The sequence below is a fragment of the Kineococcus halophytocola genome, assembly GCF_041276425.1.
GTDB lineage: Bacteria > Actinomycetota > Actinomycetes > Actinomycetales > Kineococcaceae > Kineococcus > Kineococcus halophytocola.
The window spans coordinates 48,050-64,517 of the sequence record NZ_JBGFTU010000021.1 but is presented as its reverse complement, the minus strand read 5'-3'; the positions used below and the strand labels follow the sequence as shown (position 1 = coordinate 64,517).

At 74.3% G+C, this 16,468-nt stretch carries 14 protein-coding genes; 7 read left to right on the top strand and 7 right to left on the bottom strand.

The genetic code is table 11. The features are described from left to right. Nucleotides 1-16 precede the first annotated feature (16 nt). Both AB2L27_RS16730 and AB2L27_RS16725 read left to right on the top strand, forming a co-directional pair. On the top strand, nt 17-526 hold the full coding sequence (locus AB2L27_RS16730) for a PH domain-containing protein (RefSeq protein ID WP_370442628.1): 510 nt from the start codon (nt 17-19) through the stop codon (nt 524-526). Next, nucleotides 523-2,007, top strand: coding sequence for a PH domain-containing protein (locus AB2L27_RS16725; protein WP_370442627.1), 1,485 nt, complete (start codon nt 523-525; stop codon nt 2,005-2,007). Before AB2L27_RS16730 ends, AB2L27_RS16725 begins: the two co-directional genes overlap by 4 nt. A gap of 54 nt (nt 2,008-2,061) precedes the next feature. Here the strand turns inward: AB2L27_RS16725 and AB2L27_RS16720 are convergent, their stop codons facing one another. The 3 genes from AB2L27_RS16720 to AB2L27_RS16710 form a co-directional block, all read right to left on the bottom strand. Beyond that, nucleotides 2,062-3,546 (bottom strand): SulP family inorganic anion transporter, encoded by a 1,485-nt coding sequence (locus tag AB2L27_RS16720; RefSeq protein WP_370442626.1) that lies wholly within the window; start codon nt 3,544-3,546, stop codon nt 2,062-2,064. Between the two features lie 61 nt (nt 3,547-3,607). Beyond that, nucleotides 3,608-3,781: a hypothetical protein gene (locus AB2L27_RS16715; RefSeq protein WP_370442625.1), complete on the bottom strand. Its 174-nt coding sequence runs from the start codon at nt 3,779-3,781 to the stop codon at nt 3,608-3,610. Nucleotides 3,782-3,922: 141 nt separating this feature from the next. Continuing rightward, complete coding sequence (locus AB2L27_RS16710; RefSeq protein WP_370442624.1) at nt 3,923-4,630, bottom strand: methyltransferase domain-containing protein; 708 nt, start codon at nt 4,628-4,630, stop codon at nt 3,923-3,925. Nucleotides 4,631-4,940: 310 nt separating this feature from the next. Between AB2L27_RS16710 and AB2L27_RS16705 the strand changes: the two genes are divergently transcribed. From AB2L27_RS16705 to AB2L27_RS16695, 3 genes are read left to right on the top strand one after another with little or no spacing between them, the layout of a single operon-like run. Further along, a complete protein-coding gene (locus AB2L27_RS16705; protein WP_370442623.1) occupies nt 4,941-6,080 on the top strand; it encodes a glycosyl hydrolase in 1,140 nt (379 codons plus the stop codon). 59 nt (nt 6,081-6,139) lie between these two features. After that, nucleotides 6,140-7,411 carry an MATE family efflux transporter gene (locus AB2L27_RS16700; protein ID WP_370442622.1) on the top strand — a complete coding sequence of 424 codons (1,272 nt, stop codon included), beginning with the start codon at nt 6,140-6,142 and terminating at the stop codon, nt 7,409-7,411. Further along, entirely contained in the window at nt 7,408-8,325 is a 918-nt protein-coding gene (locus AB2L27_RS16695; RefSeq protein ID WP_370442621.1) for a hypothetical protein, read from the top strand. Before AB2L27_RS16700 ends, AB2L27_RS16695 begins: the two co-directional genes overlap by 4 nt. 63 nt (nt 8,326-8,388) lie before the next feature. Here the strand turns inward: AB2L27_RS16695 and AB2L27_RS16690 are convergent, their stop codons facing one another. After that, a complete protein-coding gene (locus AB2L27_RS16690) occupies nt 8,389-8,988 on the bottom strand; it encodes a serine O-acetyltransferase (RefSeq protein ID WP_370442620.1) in 600 nt (199 codons plus the stop codon). After that, a complete protein-coding gene (locus AB2L27_RS16685; protein WP_370442619.1) occupies nt 8,985-10,448 on the bottom strand; it encodes a hypothetical protein in 1,464 nt (487 codons plus the stop codon). The genes AB2L27_RS16690 and AB2L27_RS16685 overlap by 4 nt, the downstream gene beginning before the upstream one ends. 484 nt (nt 10,449-10,932) lie before the next feature. Here AB2L27_RS16685 and AB2L27_RS16680 point away from each other — a divergent pair, with 484 nt between their 5' ends. Further along, nucleotides 10,933-12,300 carry a YveK family protein gene (locus AB2L27_RS16680; protein WP_370442618.1) on the top strand — a complete coding sequence of 456 codons (1,368 nt, stop codon included), beginning with the start codon at nt 10,933-10,935 and terminating at the stop codon, nt 12,298-12,300. Nucleotides 12,301-12,364: 64 nt separating this feature from the next. Here AB2L27_RS16680 and AB2L27_RS16675 read toward each other — a convergent pair whose 3' ends face one another. Continuing rightward, on the bottom strand, nt 12,365-13,192 hold the full coding sequence (locus AB2L27_RS16675) for a hypothetical protein (protein ID WP_370442617.1): 828 nt from the start codon (nt 13,190-13,192) through the stop codon (nt 12,365-12,367). Between the two features lie 222 nt (nt 13,193-13,414). Between AB2L27_RS16675 and AB2L27_RS16670 the strand changes: the two genes are divergently transcribed. Then, nucleotides 13,415-15,004, top strand: a complete 1,590-nt coding sequence (locus AB2L27_RS16670) for a malectin domain-containing carbohydrate-binding protein (protein WP_370442616.1) — start codon at nt 13,415-13,417, stop codon at nt 15,002-15,004. 98 nt (nt 15,005-15,102) lie between these two features. Here the strand turns inward: AB2L27_RS16670 and AB2L27_RS16665 are convergent, their stop codons facing one another. Next, the gene (locus AB2L27_RS16665) at nt 15,103-16,116 is read right to left on the bottom strand and encodes a glycosyltransferase family 2 protein (RefSeq protein ID WP_370442615.1); all 1,014 of its coding nucleotides are present in this window, start codon (nt 16,114-16,116) and stop codon (nt 15,103-15,105) included. Between the last annotated feature and the right edge of the window lie 352 nt (nt 16,117-16,468).

The window sequence follows — 16,468 nt, the reverse complement described above, 5'->3', positions numbered from 1 at the left end:
CTGACAAGGTGGGGCCATGGCCGGCGCGGACCCCACCCCTCCCGACGTGGACCCCTTCGCGCCCGGCGACGTCGTCTGGCAGCGGATCGACCCGCGGTGGGCGACGGCGCAGCGCCTCGTCGGGGGGATCTTCTTCGGGGTGGTGGCCGTGGCCGTCGTCGTCTGCGCCCTGCTGATCACCCCGTGGGTGTGGCTGGGGCTGGTCCTCGTCGTGCCGCTGTGGCTGTGGGACTTCGCGTGGTCGGGCCGGCAGGTGCGGGCGTGGGGGTACGCCGAGCGCGACGACGACCTCCTCGTGGTCAAGGGCATCCTGTTCCGCTCCCTCGTCGTCGTCCCCTACGGCCGGTTGCAGTACGTCGACGTCGAGGCCGGCCCGGTCGACCGCCGGTTCGGCCTGGCGAAGGTGCAGCTGCACACCGCCTCCTCCGACACCGACGCCGCCATCCCCGGGCTCCGGCCGGAGGAGGCCGCCCGGTTGCGCGACCGCCTCGCCGCGCGCGGCGAGGCGCGGCTGGCGGGGCTGTGAGCTCGCCGGAGGCGGACGAGCCCGTCCTGGAGACGCTGCCCGACCGCGTCGCCGACCGGCTGGACGCCCCGACCCGCGCGGTCCTGGCCGACCCGGGCTGGAAGCGGCTGCACCCCGTCACCCCCGTGCTGCGGGCGTGGAAGGTGGTCGCCGCCGTCCTGGTGGTCGTCGTGGGCCAGAACGCCGACGACATCCTGCGGCTGGACCTGCCCGGCTGGGCCCTGACCCTCGCCGTCCTCGGCGGTGTCCTGGCCCTGGCCCTGGTCGGCGCCGGGTTCAGCGCCCTGTCCTGGCGCCGCACCCGGTACCGCATCGACACCTCCGAGGGGGTGGGCGCCGTCCACGTCGAGCGCGGGATCCTCTGGCGCCAGCAGCGGCGGGCCCAGCTGGACCGGTTGCAGGCCGTCGACGTGGTCCGCCCGCTGCTGGGTCGCCTGTTCGGCCTGGCCGAGCTGCAGCTGGAGGTCGCCGGCGGCTCCGGCAGCAAGGTCTCGCTCGCGTACCTGAAGGAGGAGGAGGCCCAGCGGGTGCGCAACGCGCTGCTCGCCGCGGCCGCGGGCCTGGTCGTGGCCGAGGGGGAGGAGGCCCCCGAGGCACCGCAGCGCGAGGTCGTCGAGGTGCCCCCGACGCGGCTGGTCACCTCCACGCTGAAGTCCGGGCCGACGATCGGGATGGTCCTGGTGCTCGTCGGCATCGGGATCGGCTGCTGGTTCGCCCGGAGCCTGACCCCCCTGTTCGGGTCCGCCGCCGTCGTCCTCGGGCTCGTCTCGGCCGTGTGGCAGCGGTTCAGCACCGGGTTCGGCTTCACCGTCGCCGACAGCCCCGACGGCCTGCGGCTCAGCCACGGCCTGCTGGAGCAGCGGTCCCAGACCGTGCCGCCCGGCCGCGTCCAGGCGCTGCGCCTCACCCAGCCGCTGCTGTGGCGGCGGTCGGGCTGGTGGAGGGTGGAGGTCAACGTCGCCGGGTACTCCTCGGAGTCCGCCTCCAGCTCCGAGCGGAGCACGACGCTGCTGCCCGTCGGCACCGTCGAGGAGGTCGGCCTGGTCCTGGGCATCGTGCTGCCCGACCTGGCCACCGGCGACCGCTCCCCGCTGGACGTCGTGCGCGCCGGGCTGACCGGGGCGGGCACCGACGGGGGGTTCACCGCGGTCCCGCGGCAGGCCCGGTGGCTGGACTGGATCAGCTGGCGCCGCCGCGGCTACCTGGTCACCGACCACGCGTTCCTCTCCCGCGGCGGGCGGGTCGTGCGCGGTCTGGACGTCGTCCCGCACGCCCGGACGCAGAGCCTGGGGCTGACGCAGGGGCCGCTGCAGCGCCGCCTGGGCCTGGCCAGCGTGCGCCTGCACTCCACGCCCGGGAAGGTCACCCCCCGCGTGGACCACCTCGCCGCCGACGTCGCCGCGCGGCTGCTGCGCGAGCAGACCCGGCGCGCCCGCGCTGCCCGGGCCGGTTCCGGCCCCGAGCGGTGGATGACCCGCTGACCCCTTCTCCCCGTCACTGCGCGTGGTCACGACGATCGCCCCGGCGGCGCGCCCCTACTCCGCGGTGACCCGCCCCGCGAGCCGTCCGTGCAGCGCGGCCGTCGCGGGGTTCATCCCGACGATGACGGCCTCCTTGCCGTGCTCGACGTACTTGCGGCTCACCGCGTCCAGGGCGGCGATGGAGCTGGCGTCCCACACGTGGGCGTCGCGGAAGTCGATGGTGACGCGCTCGGGGTCACCGGCGTAGTCGAACTGCGTCACCAGGTCCCCGGAGGAGGCGAAGAACACCTGCCCGTGCACGGTGTAGCTGCCCGGCTCGGCACCGGGGCGGACCTCGACGAGGTGGGCCACGCGACGGGCGAACAGCACGCACGCCAGCAGGGTCCCGCCCAGGACGCCGTAGGCGAGGTTGTGGGTCAGCAGCACGATGACGACGGTGACGACCATGACGGCGGTCTCGCTGCGCGGCATGGTCCGCAGCGTCGCCGGGCGCACGCTGTGCCAGTCGAAGGCGCCGTAGCAGACGAGGAACATGACGGCCACGAGCGCGGCGAGCGGGATCTGCGCGACGACGTCGCCGAACCCGACGACGAGGACGAGCAGGAACGCGCCGGCCAGGAACGTCGACAGCCGGGTCCGGGCCCCGGAGACCTTCACGTTGATCATCGTCTGCCCGATGACGGCGCACCCGCCCATGCCGCCGAACAGGCCGGTGACGATCTGCGCGGTGCCCTGCCCGACGCACTCGCGCGTCTTGGACGAGCCCGTGTCGGTCAGCTCGTCGACGAGCTGGGCGGTCATGAGCGACTCCATGAGCCCGACGAGCGCGACACCGACCGAGAAGGGGGCGATGGTCCGCAGCGTGTCCAGGGTCAGCGGGACGTCGGGCAGCCCGAGGGTCGGCAGGGTCCGCGGCAGCTCGCCGTCGTCGCCGACGGTGCGGACGTCGACGTGCAGCACGACGACGAGGACGGTCAGCAGCGCGACGGTGATCAGCGGGGCGGGCACGGACTTCACGACCCGCGGCACGAGGACGAGCAGCGCGATCCCCGCGACCAGGACGGCGTAGCCCGTGACGCCGGCGCCGCGCAGGTTCGGCAGCTGGGCGATGAAGATGGAGATGGCCAGGGCGTTGACGAACCCGGTCGTGACGCTGCGCGGGACGAAGCGCATGAGCCGGGCCACGCCGAGCAGGCCCAGGGCGATCTGCAGGACGCCGGCCAGCAGGATCGCGGCGATGAGGTAGCCGACGCCGTGGCTGTGCGACAGCGGGGCCACGACGAGGGCCACGGCCCCGGTGGCGGCGGAGATCATCGCCGGCCGGCCCCCGACGAAGGACGTGGTGACGCCCATGACGAAGGAGGAGATGAGACCGATGCGCGGGTCGACGCCCGCGACGATGGAGAACGAGATGGCCTCGGGGACCAGGGCCAGGGCGACGACCAGGCCGGCGAGGACCTCGGTGCGCAGCACCCGCGCGGACCGCAGCCACGACGGCCGGCCCGGGGCAGCACGGGACGAGGTGAGGTCGGAGGGCACCGCCGAACTCTAACCGGGCGTCAGGGTCGCCCCCCTCGCCCGGCCGGGCCGGCTCACCCGATCAGCGCGGGGTGCGCGTGCCCGATCCGGAGGACCCGCCGCGGAACTTCGAGACCGCGTCGGTCAGCGTGCGCCGCGTCGCGGGGTCCTTCAGCGCCCGCTGGGCCTGCTGCGCGACCCGCTGGCCCTCGGGGGACTTCAGGAACTGCCCCAGCTTGCCCACCAGGCCTGCCACCGTGACCTCCTCGACCGCTCGCGCGGTGCCTCGTCCGTGAAGGCTCCAACGGTGCCGCCCCCCGGGTGGTTCCGCGAGTCGGGGACCGCCCGCGCAGGTCCGCCCGCGCAGGTCCGCCCGCACAGGTCCGCCCGCACGGGACTACTTGCGCAGGACCACGGCGACGTCGGTCACCGCGAACAGGAAGGTCCCGGTGCGCGCCGCCCGGCGCAGCCCCTCGACCCAGCCGGCGGCCCGGGCGGCCAGGCCCGGTTCGTCCCCGGCGGCGGCCAGGATGCCGGTGGCGACCTTCCAGGCGACCGAGCCCTCGTCGAAGCGGCGGTGCGGGTCGGCCCAGGAGTGCACCGACTCGACCGTGAACGGGCTGGCGGCGGCGTGGCGCAGCAGCTTGCGGCCGGCGAACCCGTCGGTGCTGGCCCCGCGGGCGGGGACGTGGGCGACGAAGCGGTCGAGCAGCTCGCGCGTCAGGGCGTCGTCGTCGCTGGTGAACAGCGCGGTGTCCCAGTCGGAGTGGGCGAGCACGGCCGTCCCGCCCGGGCGCAGGACGCGGTGCACCTCGTGCAGGTGGGCGCCGACGTCGGCCAGGTGCTCGACGGCGTTCAGGCTCACGGCCGCGTCGACGCTGCCGTCGGCCAGCGGGAGGGTGTCGAGCTCGGCGATGTGCGCGCGCACGCGCGGGTCCAGCAGGAGGTCGTCGTCGAGGGCGGCGCCGACGTCGACGGCGTGCACCAGGCGGGGACCGGCGGCCAGCAGCGCCCGCGTCGTGCGTCCCTGCCCGCAGGCCAGGTCGAGCGCGACGGACTCCGGGGCGATGGCGGCGAGGTCCGCGACGTTCTCGAAACGACCCACGGCACGAGCCTACGATCACCGGGACCTCCTCGCCCACAGGCCTTCTCACCCCCGGTTCGTCACTGTTGGTACCGGCCCGGAAGCATCCGGTCACGGCCTGCGCCCGGCCGGTCGAAGATTCCGTGGAGGAGCACCCTCACGCGACGTCAAAGTGTCCGGACCTCACCTACAGTCGTGCCAGCACCGAGCGGTGCGCGCATGGCCGGGGGGCGGTGCGGTCGACGGTGACGGGGTTCGGGGCGCGCCGGCCGGCACGGGGTGCCGAGGGGTGCCGGGTCCCGTCCGAGGGGGAAGGCGGACGCGCGCAGTGGTGGACACGACGCACCAGGAGAGCCCCGCGACCGGAGGTTCGCCAAGGCCCCGCAGGCACGGACGGCGCAAGGTCATCGGTGCCGGCCTCGGCGTCCTGGCCGTGGCCGCCGCCGGCGGCGGCGTGTACTGGGCCACCCGCGGGCCGCAGAACCCCGTCGAGAGCACGCCGGCCCCGGACTGGACGCCGCGCCCGCACGTCCCCGCGGCCGACCTGGACACCAAGTGGGTCGGCGTCCAGACCCACACCGTCTCCGTCGCCGAGGACTTCGGCCGCTGGCTCGGCCGGCCCCTCGACTGCGTGGTGGTCTTCAACTCCGACGCCGACTGGGCCGCGATCTCCGGCCCCTGGTTCGCGATGGTCCCCCCCGAGGGGCAGGACTGGGGGCAGTGGGTCCGCGACGACCCGGACAACCGCACCCTCGTCGTCTCCACGGGCCTGGTCCCGGCCGGTCCCCCGCAGGACTGGCGCGAGCGCGGGGCGGCGGGGGAGTACGACGAGCACTGGACGCTGTTCGCCCGCAACCTCGTCGACAAGGGCCTGGGCCGCTCGATCGTCCGGCTCGGCTGGGAGCTGAACGGCGACTGGTACGAGACGCACTACATCGGGGAGACCGAGGACGAGCGCGAGCAGTGGAAGGCCTACTTCCGCCGCATCGTGGAGATGATCACGGCCGTGGAGGGGGCGGAGTTCGAGATCGACTTCAACATCGCCGAGGGTCAGCAGGACTCCGTCGGGATCGCCGAGATGTACCCCGGTGACGACTGGGTCGACATCATCGGCGTCGACGTCTACGACTCCTACATCTCCCCGATCGACCCCACCGCGCGGTGGGAGGAGAAGGACGCCAAGGTCAACAGCCTCTCGGCCGTCATCGCCTTCGCCGCCGAGCGCGACAAGCCGATCAGCATCCCCGAGTGGGCGATGGTCGCCGAGGGCCGGACCCAGGGCGGGGGCGACAGCCCGGAGTTCATCGACCAGATCGCCGACGCCGTGGTCCGGGCCGACGTGCGGTACCAGGCGTACTTCAACGTCCCCGAGGGGGGCGTGGGCATGACGCTGGACGACGCGCCCGCCGGCCGCGCGGCGTTCCTGGAACGCTTCGGCGCATCGGGTGACGCAGGGCCGACCCGTTCGTGAACTCCGTTAGAGTGCCCGGCGTGCCGGGGGGTTTGCGAGGGCGCGTGCGCGCGTCGGGGATGACGCGAGGGCTCTGGAACATCGCCGACCAGGTGGTCTCCAGCGGCAACAACTTCCTCGTGCAGCTCGCGGTGGCGCAGTTCGCCACCGCCGGCGAGTTCGGCGCCTTCGCCATCGCCTTCGCCGTGTTCTCCGTGACCATCGGGTTCATGCGGGCGCTGGCCACGACGCCGGTCGCGATCCGCTTCGCCGCCTCCGACGACGCCGACTTCCGGCGCGGGGCCTCCTCGGCCGTGGGCACCACGTTCCTGCTGAGCGTCGTCGTCTCCGCCCTCGTCCTGCTCGGGACCTGGGCCCTGCCGCTGAACGGCGTCGTGGAGTCCAGCCTCGTCGCGCTGGCGGTCGTCCTGCCGGGGCTGCTGGTCCAGGACGCCTGGCGCCAGACGCTGTTCGCCCGGTTGCGACCGGCGGCGGCGACCCTGCTGGACGCGGTGTGGGGCCTGACCCAGGTCGTCGCCGTCGGGGCCCTGCTGCTGGCCGGGGAACGCACCCCGGTCGCGTTCATCCTGGCCTGGGGCGGCGCGGCGTTCGCGGCCTCCTTCGTCGGTGTCCTGCTCTCCAGGCACTGGCCGGCCCCGCACCTGGCCGTGTCCTGGATCCGCGAGCAGTGGTCGCTGACGCGCTACCTCGTGCCCGAGTTCGTCATCCTGCAGGCCGGGAACCAGGTCGCCACCCTCCTGGTCGCCCTCGCCCTCGGCGAGGCCGCCGCGGGGGCCATGCGCGGCGGGAACCTGCTGACCGCCCCCGTCGCCATCCTCGGCGCGGGCATCACCTCCTTCGCCGTCCCCGAACTGGCCCGCCGCCGCGCCCGGATGACGGCGCGGACGTGGTACCTGGCCTCCGGTGGCCTGGGGGGCGTGGTCCTGGTCGCCGGGGTCGCGTGGGGGTCGATGTTCCTGCTGCTGCCCGACGCCTTCGGCCAGACCGTCCTGCGCGACAGCTGGGAGGGCACGCGCAGCGTCCTCGTCCCGGTCATCGTGGGTCAGGCCGCGACGGCGCTGGCCGGTGGCCCGACGGCGGCGCTGTACGCGATGGGCCGGGCCCAGGCCACGTTCCGGGTGCACCTGCTGCTCGCGGCCCTGGTCCTGGTGCTGCCCATCAGCTTCGCCCTGCTGTGGGGTCTGCCCGGGGCGGCCTGGGGCATCGCCGCGTCGTTCTGGGCGGTCGTGCCGTTCTGGTGGATCTCGTTGCGCCGGGCCGTGGCCGCCGAGGTCGAGGAGCAGCGCGAGGCCCGCCCGACCGCCTCGACCGTCCAGGAGACGACGGCATGAGCGGCGGTACGAGCGGCGGCACGAGCGATGGCACGCGCACCGGGAACGGCGACCGGCTCGTCTACCTCTGCTACGGCGAGGGCCCCATCGTCGCCGAGACCGAGTTCTCCATCGTGTCCTCGTTCCGGCTCGACCCCGAACCCGCGCACGAGGTCGTCGTCTACACCGACCACCCCGAGCACTTCGCGCACCTGCCGGTGCGGGTGGAACCCCTCAGCGCCGAGACGCTGGCGGCGTGGAGCGGGCCGGACGGGTACGCCCACCGGCGCAAGCTGGAGTGCGTCGCGCACGCCCTGCGGGAGGCCACCGGGCGCGTGGTGTTCGTGGACGGGGACACCTGGTTCCGCAGACCCCCCCGGGAGCTGTTCGAGCGGGTCGACGCCCGGCACGCCCTCATGCACGTCCGGGAGAACACGCTGCGCGCGTCCCGGATCGACTACAACGTCGAGCTCGCCGACCACCTGAGCACGCACCGGTTCGAGGACTCCACGGGCCGGCCCTACGACTTCACGGCCGACCCCCCGTCGTGGAACTCCGGCGTCATCGGGCTGCTGCCCGAGCACGCGCCGCTGGTGCGCGAGGCGCTCGGCCTGCTGGACCGGTTGCAGCCCGCCGGGCTGCGGCTGCACACGCTGGAGCAGTTCGCCCTGGGGATCGCGCTGGAGCAGGCGCTGACCGTCCGCGAGGCGATCGACGTCGTCTACCACTACTGGCAGACGGAGATCCGCCACCCGGCCGCGGGCCGGGTGCAGGCCACCCTCGAGCGCACCCGGGGGGCGGACCTGCCCACCCGCGCCCGTGCGCTGCACCGGGTCCGGCCCCGCGCGCACGGTCGTCGCCGGGCCCGCGCGCTGCTCAGCGGTGCCCTGGCCGCCCTGGGAGTGCGCCGTCCCGCCGTGCGGGCCAACGCCTGAGTCGCGCGGCCGGTCCGCCCGGGCCCACCGGCGCGCCGCCCGCGCGGCGCGCCGGAGCGGGGACTACCCGACGCCCACGGCCGGGGCGGTGGGGGCCTGCGCGGCCAGGGCGTCCAGCCGGTCGTCCCAGCCGGGCCGGCGGGGCCGGAACGTGGCGGGCGCACCGGTGGCCACGTTGTCGGCGGGCACGTCCCGGGTGACGACGGCGTTGGCGCCGATCACGACGCGGTCGCCCACGGTGATGCCCCCGAGGACGCAGGCCCCCGCCCCGATCGTCACGTCGTCCCCCACGACCGGCTGGCCCGGGGTGGACCCGTCGCCCAGGGTGACGTTCTGGTAGATGCGCAGCCCGCGGCCGATCCGCACCGAGGGGCCGATGACGATGCCGGTGGAGTGCATGATGCACAGCCCCGGTCCGATCCGCGCGAAGGGGGAGATCTCGGCCCCCGCCGAGCGCAGCGTGCGCGCCTGGATCAGGTGGGCGGCGGGCATGAACCGGGGGGCGACGACCTGGGCCAGGCGCAGCTGCACCGCGGCGCGCACCCGGGGGACCAGCGCCACCCGGGCCGCGACCTCGGGCCACCAGGCGCGCGCCGGTCTCCCGCCGGGATCGACCATGTGCTCCAGGTCGCTGCGCAGCGCGGCCAGGGGTCCAACGTTCACCGGGTTCCTCCCAGGGGGGTCGTCCACGGGGGCACGGTCACCTCGACCGCGTCCGTGGGGTCGTCGTCGGTCCGCTGCTCCTCCCAGACGGACAACTCGGTCCGTCGGCCGACGAACAGGGTGGCCATCGGCAGGAGCACGTAGAAGATGTTCGCCGCCAGGAAGCTGGAGGACGTGACGGCGTTGAGGAAGACCGCCGCCAGCGCCACCGTCGGCGCGGGGGAGCGTCGCACGGCGGCGACGAACAGGAACACCACCGCGAGCAGGAACGCGGGGAGGCCGTACTCCAGCACCATCTTCGCCGCGCCGGCGAAGCTGATGGGCAGCCCCGTCTGGGCGAAGATCGCGTCGGAGATCCGGTCGGCCTGCCCCGGCCCGAGCCCGGTGAGGACGGACCAGGGGTCCGAGGACCAGCGGTCGAGCAGGTACTGGTACGGCTGGACGAACCGCAGGCTGCCCGAGGAGTTCGTCTGGCCGGCCTCCCCCGAGCGGCTCAGCAGGATGGGGCCCAGGGGGGACAGCAGCGCGGCGACACCCGCGATCCCCAGCACGACCGCCGCGCGCACGGCCCACAACCCACCGCGCCGCACGGCCAGGACCACGAGGCCGAAACCGAGGACCATGAACCCGGTGCCCGTCACGGTGCACACCAGCGCCACGGCGAACACCGCGACCCGCCAGTACTCCCGGCCCCGGCTCAGCACCGACAGCAGGGCGAGGGCGAGGAACTGCGAGAACACCGACGGTTCGACGAAGACGAAGGCGTTCGCCTTGATGACGGGGGAGCCGTACTCGATGGGGTAGGACGTGTTGTAACCCTGGAACAGCAGGTTCTGCGGCACGACGGTGCGCAGCAGGTCCGTGTAGCTCCAGATCCCCGCGAACTGCGCGAGCATCTGCACGATCCCGATCCCGGCGAACACGAGCATGAACGTCTCGAACCGGCGCTGGACGCGGGGGAACAGGTGCAGGCGGCGTTCGTCGACGCGGAAGCACAACGCGGCCCAGGTGACGACGAGCAGCAGCAACGAGGTCAGCGAACCCGTTCCGCGCCAGAGGACGTCGACGAGGGCGACCACGCTCAGGGCGCCCATCGCCAGGGCGTAGGTGCGCACCGAGGCCCCGTCCTCGCGCACGTGGCCGTGGTAGGCGAGGTACCCCAGGACGGCGGCGACCACGGGGATCGTCACGGGGACGGGGGAACCGAGCGGCAGGGCGAACCGCTGCAGCACGGTGAGGGCGACGACGACGATCGTCACCCCGACCATGACGCGGGCGTCGGCCGTGCTCGTCGCGCCGGGGGTGTCCGGGCCCTGCCCGTGGGCGGGGGTTCGAGACCCGGCGGCGCCGGGGGTGCCGGGGAGCCCGGGGGAGGCGGGGGCGACGGTGGTCGCGACGGTGCGCAGCCCCGTCGCCGTCCGTGCGGTGCCGCGGTTCGTCTGCTGCTGCGCGTCGTCCACGCGTCGTTTCCCCCCGTCGGTGCGGCCGGGCGCCGCCCCGTTCCCGTCGTCCCCGTCGTCCCGGTGGCCCTGCCGTCGCGGTCCCCCCGCGGGCCTCATGCTAGGCGGCGCGGGCGGCCGGCGGGGCCGGTGCCGCCGGTCGCGCGGGGCGGGCGGGGGGCTCTGCGTGAGAACTTCACACGTTCGCAGCAGGGCGTCCACCCCCGTTCGGCCGCCTGCGTGACAACGCCGGACGGGCGCCGGGAAAGGGTGCAATAGTGGCGCCCGCAGCGGTCGCCGGGTGCTGATCACACGGCGTAGGGAAACCCCAGCACCGAGTCACGGGCGGTGGGGGCCGCGGGGTGGACCGGCACGCTGCACCGGGGGGCGCGGTTCTGCGTCACGTCAGGGAAGGGACTGGTAGTCGGTGACAACGAGCTCGCACGTTCGGAGCAGTTCTGGTGCGTGGGGCGCCATCAGCCGCCAGCGCTGGAAGATCCTGGTGGTGGCCGTGCTGGCCGCCGTGCTCGGGTACGTCCTGCCCTCGCACCTGCTGACCCCGACCTACGAGGCCACCTCGACCATCACGCTGTCGAAGGACCGCCCCTACGACCCGACGACGTCGAACGCCTCCTCCCTGGGCGACCCGACGAAGTGGGCCACCCTGCAGGCCGCGGTCGCGGGGTCCGAGACGGTCCTGTCCGTCGCCGGCCAGACGCTGCCGGCGGACCTGCAGCCGACGTTCCGCGACGGCCTGACGATCACCGCCAAGGACGAGTCGAACCAGATCACCGTCACCGCCACCGCGCAGGACGCCCAGGACGCGGCGACCGTCGCCGACGCGGTCGCCGCCGCGTACCAGACGGTCAACACGCAGAAGGTGCAGCAGGCCACCGCCAACGCGCTGACCGCCGTCGGCGGCGACACCGCCCAGCAGCAGACGATCAACCTCAACGCCAGCGCCTACGGCAACGGCATCTCCGTGCTGGACGCGGCCACCGTGCCCTCCCGGCCCGCGCCGCCGTACGCCTGGCAGCTCGCGGTCCTGGCCGGTCTCGTCGGCCTGTTCGCCGCCGCCGGCGCCGTCGCCTGGCGCGCGCACCTCGACCAGCGCGTGGACACCCCGCCGCTGGCGGGCGTGGCCGAGCTCGGCCGCTGGAGCTCCACGCCCCGCGGCCGCGGCATCGGGGACCAGAACTCCGCCGAGTCCCGCAACGCGGGCATCGTCCTGGTCGGCCTGCAGCACCTGGGTCATCTGCGCACCCCCCGCCTGGAGGTCTCCAGCGTCCTGGTCACCGCGGCCAGCGGTGACGCCGGCGCCCTGGCCACCGGGCTGGCCGCCTCGGCCGCCCGCGCGGGCCGCCGCGTCGTCGTCGTGGACGCCGACGAGGCCGGCAGCCGCCTGGGGGCCTTCGGTGCGCCCGTGGCCCAGCCCGACCAGCGCGTCCTGCCCGAGCGCCGCTGGACCGACGAGATCCACCCCTGGGTCATCGGCGGCGGCGCCGTCGTCGGGGTCCTGCCGCTGGAGGCCCGTTCCCTGCAGCCGCACGTCGTCGGGGCCGGGGTCCGCCAGCTCGTCGAGGCCGGTCACCTCGTGATCTTCGTCGGCGGTTCCGTCGTGACGTCGCCGGTGGCCTTCGCCGTGGCCGGGGAGGTCGACGCGGTCCTGGTCCAGATCGAGGCCGAACCGCGCGCCGAGGTCGTCAGCAAGACCGTCGCCCAGCTGTCCATCGCGGCCCCGGCCGTCGTCGCGCAGGTCGTCGTCGGGGACGCCGGGCACGGCACCGCCGCGTCCGGCGAGCGCTCCGAGGCGGCACGCCAGCGCCCGGTCGTCCAGGCCCAGCAGGCCCCCGAGGTCTCGCGCCGCGGCTGACGCCCCCCTCCGCACGACGGGCCGGTCCCCCCGGGGGCCGGCCCGTCGTGCGTCCCGGGGCACCTCACGGGGCCGGGGCGGCGGCGATCTCCTCCCACGGGCCGGGGGCGATCCAGCCCTCCTCCATGTGCGTGGCGAGGGCGGGCCGCGCGCCCAGCAGCACCCGCCGCCGCGAGGGCCGCCGCAGCGAGCGCACGTCGACGGCCGCCCTCGTCCCGGTGAGGTAGGCCCGGCGCAGGGCGGACCTCCAGGCCGGGGTGCCCTCGGCGGGGGCGTGGTGCTCCAGGAGCTCGCGCAGCCCGAAGCGCCGCCGGCCCTGCAGCGTCAGGCAGGTGGTGTGGTCGAAGTCGCCCCCCGACAGCGCGCACAGCCACAGCAGCCGTTCGTCCTGGCGCAGCGCGCCGACGCGGGCGGCGAACGTGCTGGTGGTGCTGTCGAGCCGCTCCCAGCGAACCGGCAGCCCGGTGCCGGCCACCGCCTGGCCGTAGGGGGCGAAGTAGTCGGCTCCGGCGTGCCGGGGGTCCCCGGCCGCGTCGAGGAGGGCCACCAGGGCCTCCGGGCGCCACAGGTAGTCGTCCTCGGCGAGCAGGAGCAGGTCCCTGCCGTCCCAGCCCCGCCGCCGGGGCAGGCCCAGGGCCGTCAGGTAGCTGCGCCGGTTGGAACCGCCGTCGATGGTGACGGGGTCGCCCCAGCGCGCCATGAGGTCCAGCCGGTCGGCGGGCACCGGACCGTCGTTGAGGAAGACGACCTCGGTCCGGGTCTGGGGGCGCTCGGTGCGGACCCGATCCAGCGCCCGGCAGAAGGACTCCAGCCCCACCCGCTTGCTGTACCAGCCCGGCCGGCCCTTGCTGTTCTCCCCGCCGTGCGAGCGGTAGACGACGTGAAGTCCCACCCCCCGATCGTAGCCGGGGACGGGCCCGGGACCCCGGCCCGCGATCACGCGGGGGAGACCCATCGTCGCAGGTCGGCGGCGCGTTACACCTTTCGCCGAACTTTCTGCTCAAGCCGCCGGTCAGGCCGGCCGATGACCTCCCTGTCACCCCGAACGGGCCAACCAGGCACCTCCGCTCCCCCCGCGGCGGTGCCCTGAGCACAGCGAGGTTGATCCACCCCCATGAGCAAGCTTTCGACGTTCCTCCTGTCCGCCTCGGCCGCCGCGGCGGTCGCCGCCGGTGTCGCCGTCCCCGTCTCCGCCCACGCCGCCGACGACGTGCTGCGCTTCGCCACGTCCACCACCCCCTACGTGGACACGGCCGGCCGGACGTGGCAGGCCGAGACCGGCTTCACCGGTGGCTACCAGGTCACGGCCCCCTCCTTCCGCGACATCAAGGGCACCGACAACGACGAGCTGTACCAGTCCGAGCGCTGGGGCATGAGCGGCTGGCGCACGCCCGTCGCGAACGGCACCTACAAGGTCACCCTGAAGTTCGCGGAGACCTTCTTCACCTACCGCGGCGCGCGGGTCTTCTCGGTCACGGCCGAGGGCCGGCCGGTCGTCACGGACCTGGACATCTTCGGCACCGTCGGCTTCGACACCCGCCTGGACAAGTCCTTCACCGTGACCGTCAAGGACGGCTCGCTGGACCTGGGGTTCAGCGCCACCCGCAACAACGCCAAGGTCGACGCCATCCAGGTCCAGCGGGTCCGCGCCGGGGCCGTCACCCCCGGCCCCCGCCCGACCCAGCCCACCCCCGTGGTGACCACCCCGGCGCCGACCACCCCGCCCAGCACCCCGCCGAGCACCCCGCCCAGCACCCCGCCCAGCACGTCCCCGGTGACCCCGCCGCCCAGCTCGGCCCCGGCGAAGCCGTCGACGGGCAACGCCTCGGGTCACGCGTGGATGTCCGGCTCGGCCGGGGTCGGGGCCGCCAACGGCCGGTTCGGCGCCTGGCGCGGCAGCGACCTGGACGTCGTGGCCAGCTGGGCCGGCGACGCCGACAACTCCGCGAACTTCTACACACTGTGGAAGGGGGCCGAGTACGGCGCCTGGAACGGGTCGATGGACATGGCCGTCGGCGGCATCGACGCGGGCGAGACCTGGGCCCAGGCCGCGGCCGGGCGCTACGACGCCCGCTGGGCCGCCTCGCTCACCAAGCTCAAGCAGCTGTGGGGCGACCGCGACGGCACGATGTACATCCGCTTCGCCCACGAGATGAACGGCTACTGGTTCTCCTGGAGCGTGAACAAGAACAACTACCAGGACTTCATGACGTCCTGGAAGCGCTACCGCGCGCTGCAGCAGCAGATCTTCCCCGAGGCCGAGCTCGTCTTCTCGGTCAACAAGGAGACCAACGGCGCCGGGATGGACTGGACGACGTTCTTCCCGGGCAAGCAGTACGTCGACGTCCTGTCGGTGGACTACTACAACAACTGGCCGTACGCGGCCACGCTGGCGCAGTTCCAGCAGCAGTCCTGGGAGCGGGACGGGTGGGGTGCGCCCAAGGGCATCAACGCCCACCTCGCCTTCGCCAAGAGCCAGGGCCTGCCGCTGGCGGTCTCGGAGTGGTCCGGCAACGCCGACGACGGTGACTCGCCCGCCTTCATCCAGGGCATGCACGACGTCTTCAAGGCCAACGCCGGGACCGGCGCCGGCCAGCTCCTGTACGAGGTCCAGTTCAACGTGGACATCGACAACCGGCGCTGGCTGCTCGACGGCGGTTCGCGGATGCCCAACTCGGCGGCGAAGTACCGCGAGCTCTTCTGAGCCGCTGACTCCCGACCCCGCACGCGCGACGCCCCCGCCGGCCCGGTGATCACCGGCCGGCGGGGGCGCCGCGCGTCCTCCCCGGTCGTGGGGGGCGGCTACTTGATGCGGTCCATGACGACGCGGCCGGCGACGGAGGCGCGGCCGGTGGTGACGCCCTTGACGTAGGCCCAGTGCTGGGCGGCGCGGTCCCGGCGGCGCAGGGCCGTGCACTGCAGCGTCCGGACGGCGTAGCCCAGGGCCAGCACCGAGCTGATGCCGTGCACGGTCGCGCTGGAGTGGTGGCGGGCCAGGTAGCGGCGCATGGCCGCCCCGCGCAGCCGCAGCATCTCCAGGTTCGGCGCCCCCGAGCCGCCGGCGGCGTGCGGGACGATGACGTCGGTGCGCAGCCGCTCGCGCAGGCCCGCCTGCCGGGCCGTGCGGCCGAACATCATGTCCTCGTTGTAGACGTAGAAGTCCTCGTCGAAGCAGCCGAGCCGGACGAAGGTGCTGCGCCGCACGGCCATGCACGCCCCGGTGGTCCAGTCCACGTCGAGGGCCTCACCCGGTGCGGGCTTGGCGTACAGCCCGGCCCGCGGGAACACCTTGTGCAGCCCGGCCGAGTGCACCACGGCCCGGGCGGCCGTGGGCTCCCAGCCGCCGACGCCGAGCTCGACGTGCCCGTCGACCCCGGCCATCGTCGCCGCCGAGGCGGCCAGGCCCGGGTCGGCCGCGACGTCGGCCACGAGGGTGGCCAGGTGCTCCAGCGTCGGACGGGAGTCGGGGTTGCCGAAGACGACGTACTCGTGGGTGGAGGTGCGCGCGCCCATGTTCGCCGCCTTGGCGAAGCCCTTGCCCCCGCCGGAGTCGACGTAGCGCGTCGCGGGCCGCTCGGCGGGCAGCTGCGAGAGCCCGTCGACGTCGGAGGCGTTGTCGACGACCACGACCGGCAGGTCCTGCGGCAGGCCGGCCAGCAGCGCCCGGATCTGGTGGGCGCTGCGGTAGCTCACGAGGACGAGTTCGACGTCGTGCTCCAGCCCGCCGCGCCCGGCGCCCTGCGCGTCGCCCGGGGCCGCCCGCCCCCCGGCCGCCCGTCCCGCGGCGCCCACCGCGGCGCCCACCGCGTCGCTCACCGTGTCGTTCCTCGCGTCCCTCACGTCCACGCTCACTGCCGCCCGTCCCCTTCCGGTGTTCTTCCCCCACGGTCCTGCGGTGCGCGGGCGCACCGGCTGGGCCGTTCCGGTGGTGGTCGTCCCACCGCCGAGGCCCAGTGTGGACCCCCGCAGCGCGTCCCGAAGGGTGACCGTCCGTGGCGAACGGGTGGTTCGGTCGGGAATCCCGCGCGATGCGCGCAAGTTCGTCACTACGCGCTGACCTGGAGCGACAGGGAGTAATGGCTAGACCGGCCTTCCTCGGATGCCCACGAAAACTACCCAGAGTAATTATTGAAACACGGATGGCTTTGTTGCTCAGCGTGTCCCGCGC

What these genes read in the sequence shown, in the direction of transcription:
- AB2L27_RS16700 (WP_370442622.1), top strand. Translation starts at nt 6,140, where the DNA reads ATGACGCGAGGGCTCTGGAACATCGCCGACCAGGTGGTCTCCAGCGGC.
- AB2L27_RS16670 (WP_370442616.1), top strand. Translation starts at nt 13,415, where the DNA reads ATGAGCAAGCTTTCGACGTTCCTCCTGTCCGCCTCGGCCGCCGCGGCG.
- AB2L27_RS16695 (WP_370442621.1), top strand. Translation starts at nt 7,408, where the DNA reads ATGAGCGGCGGTACGAGCGGCGGCACGAGCGATGGCACGCGCACCGGG.
- AB2L27_RS16730 (WP_370442628.1), top strand. Translation starts at nt 17, where the DNA reads ATGGCCGGCGCGGACCCCACCCCTCCCGACGTGGACCCCTTCGCGCCC.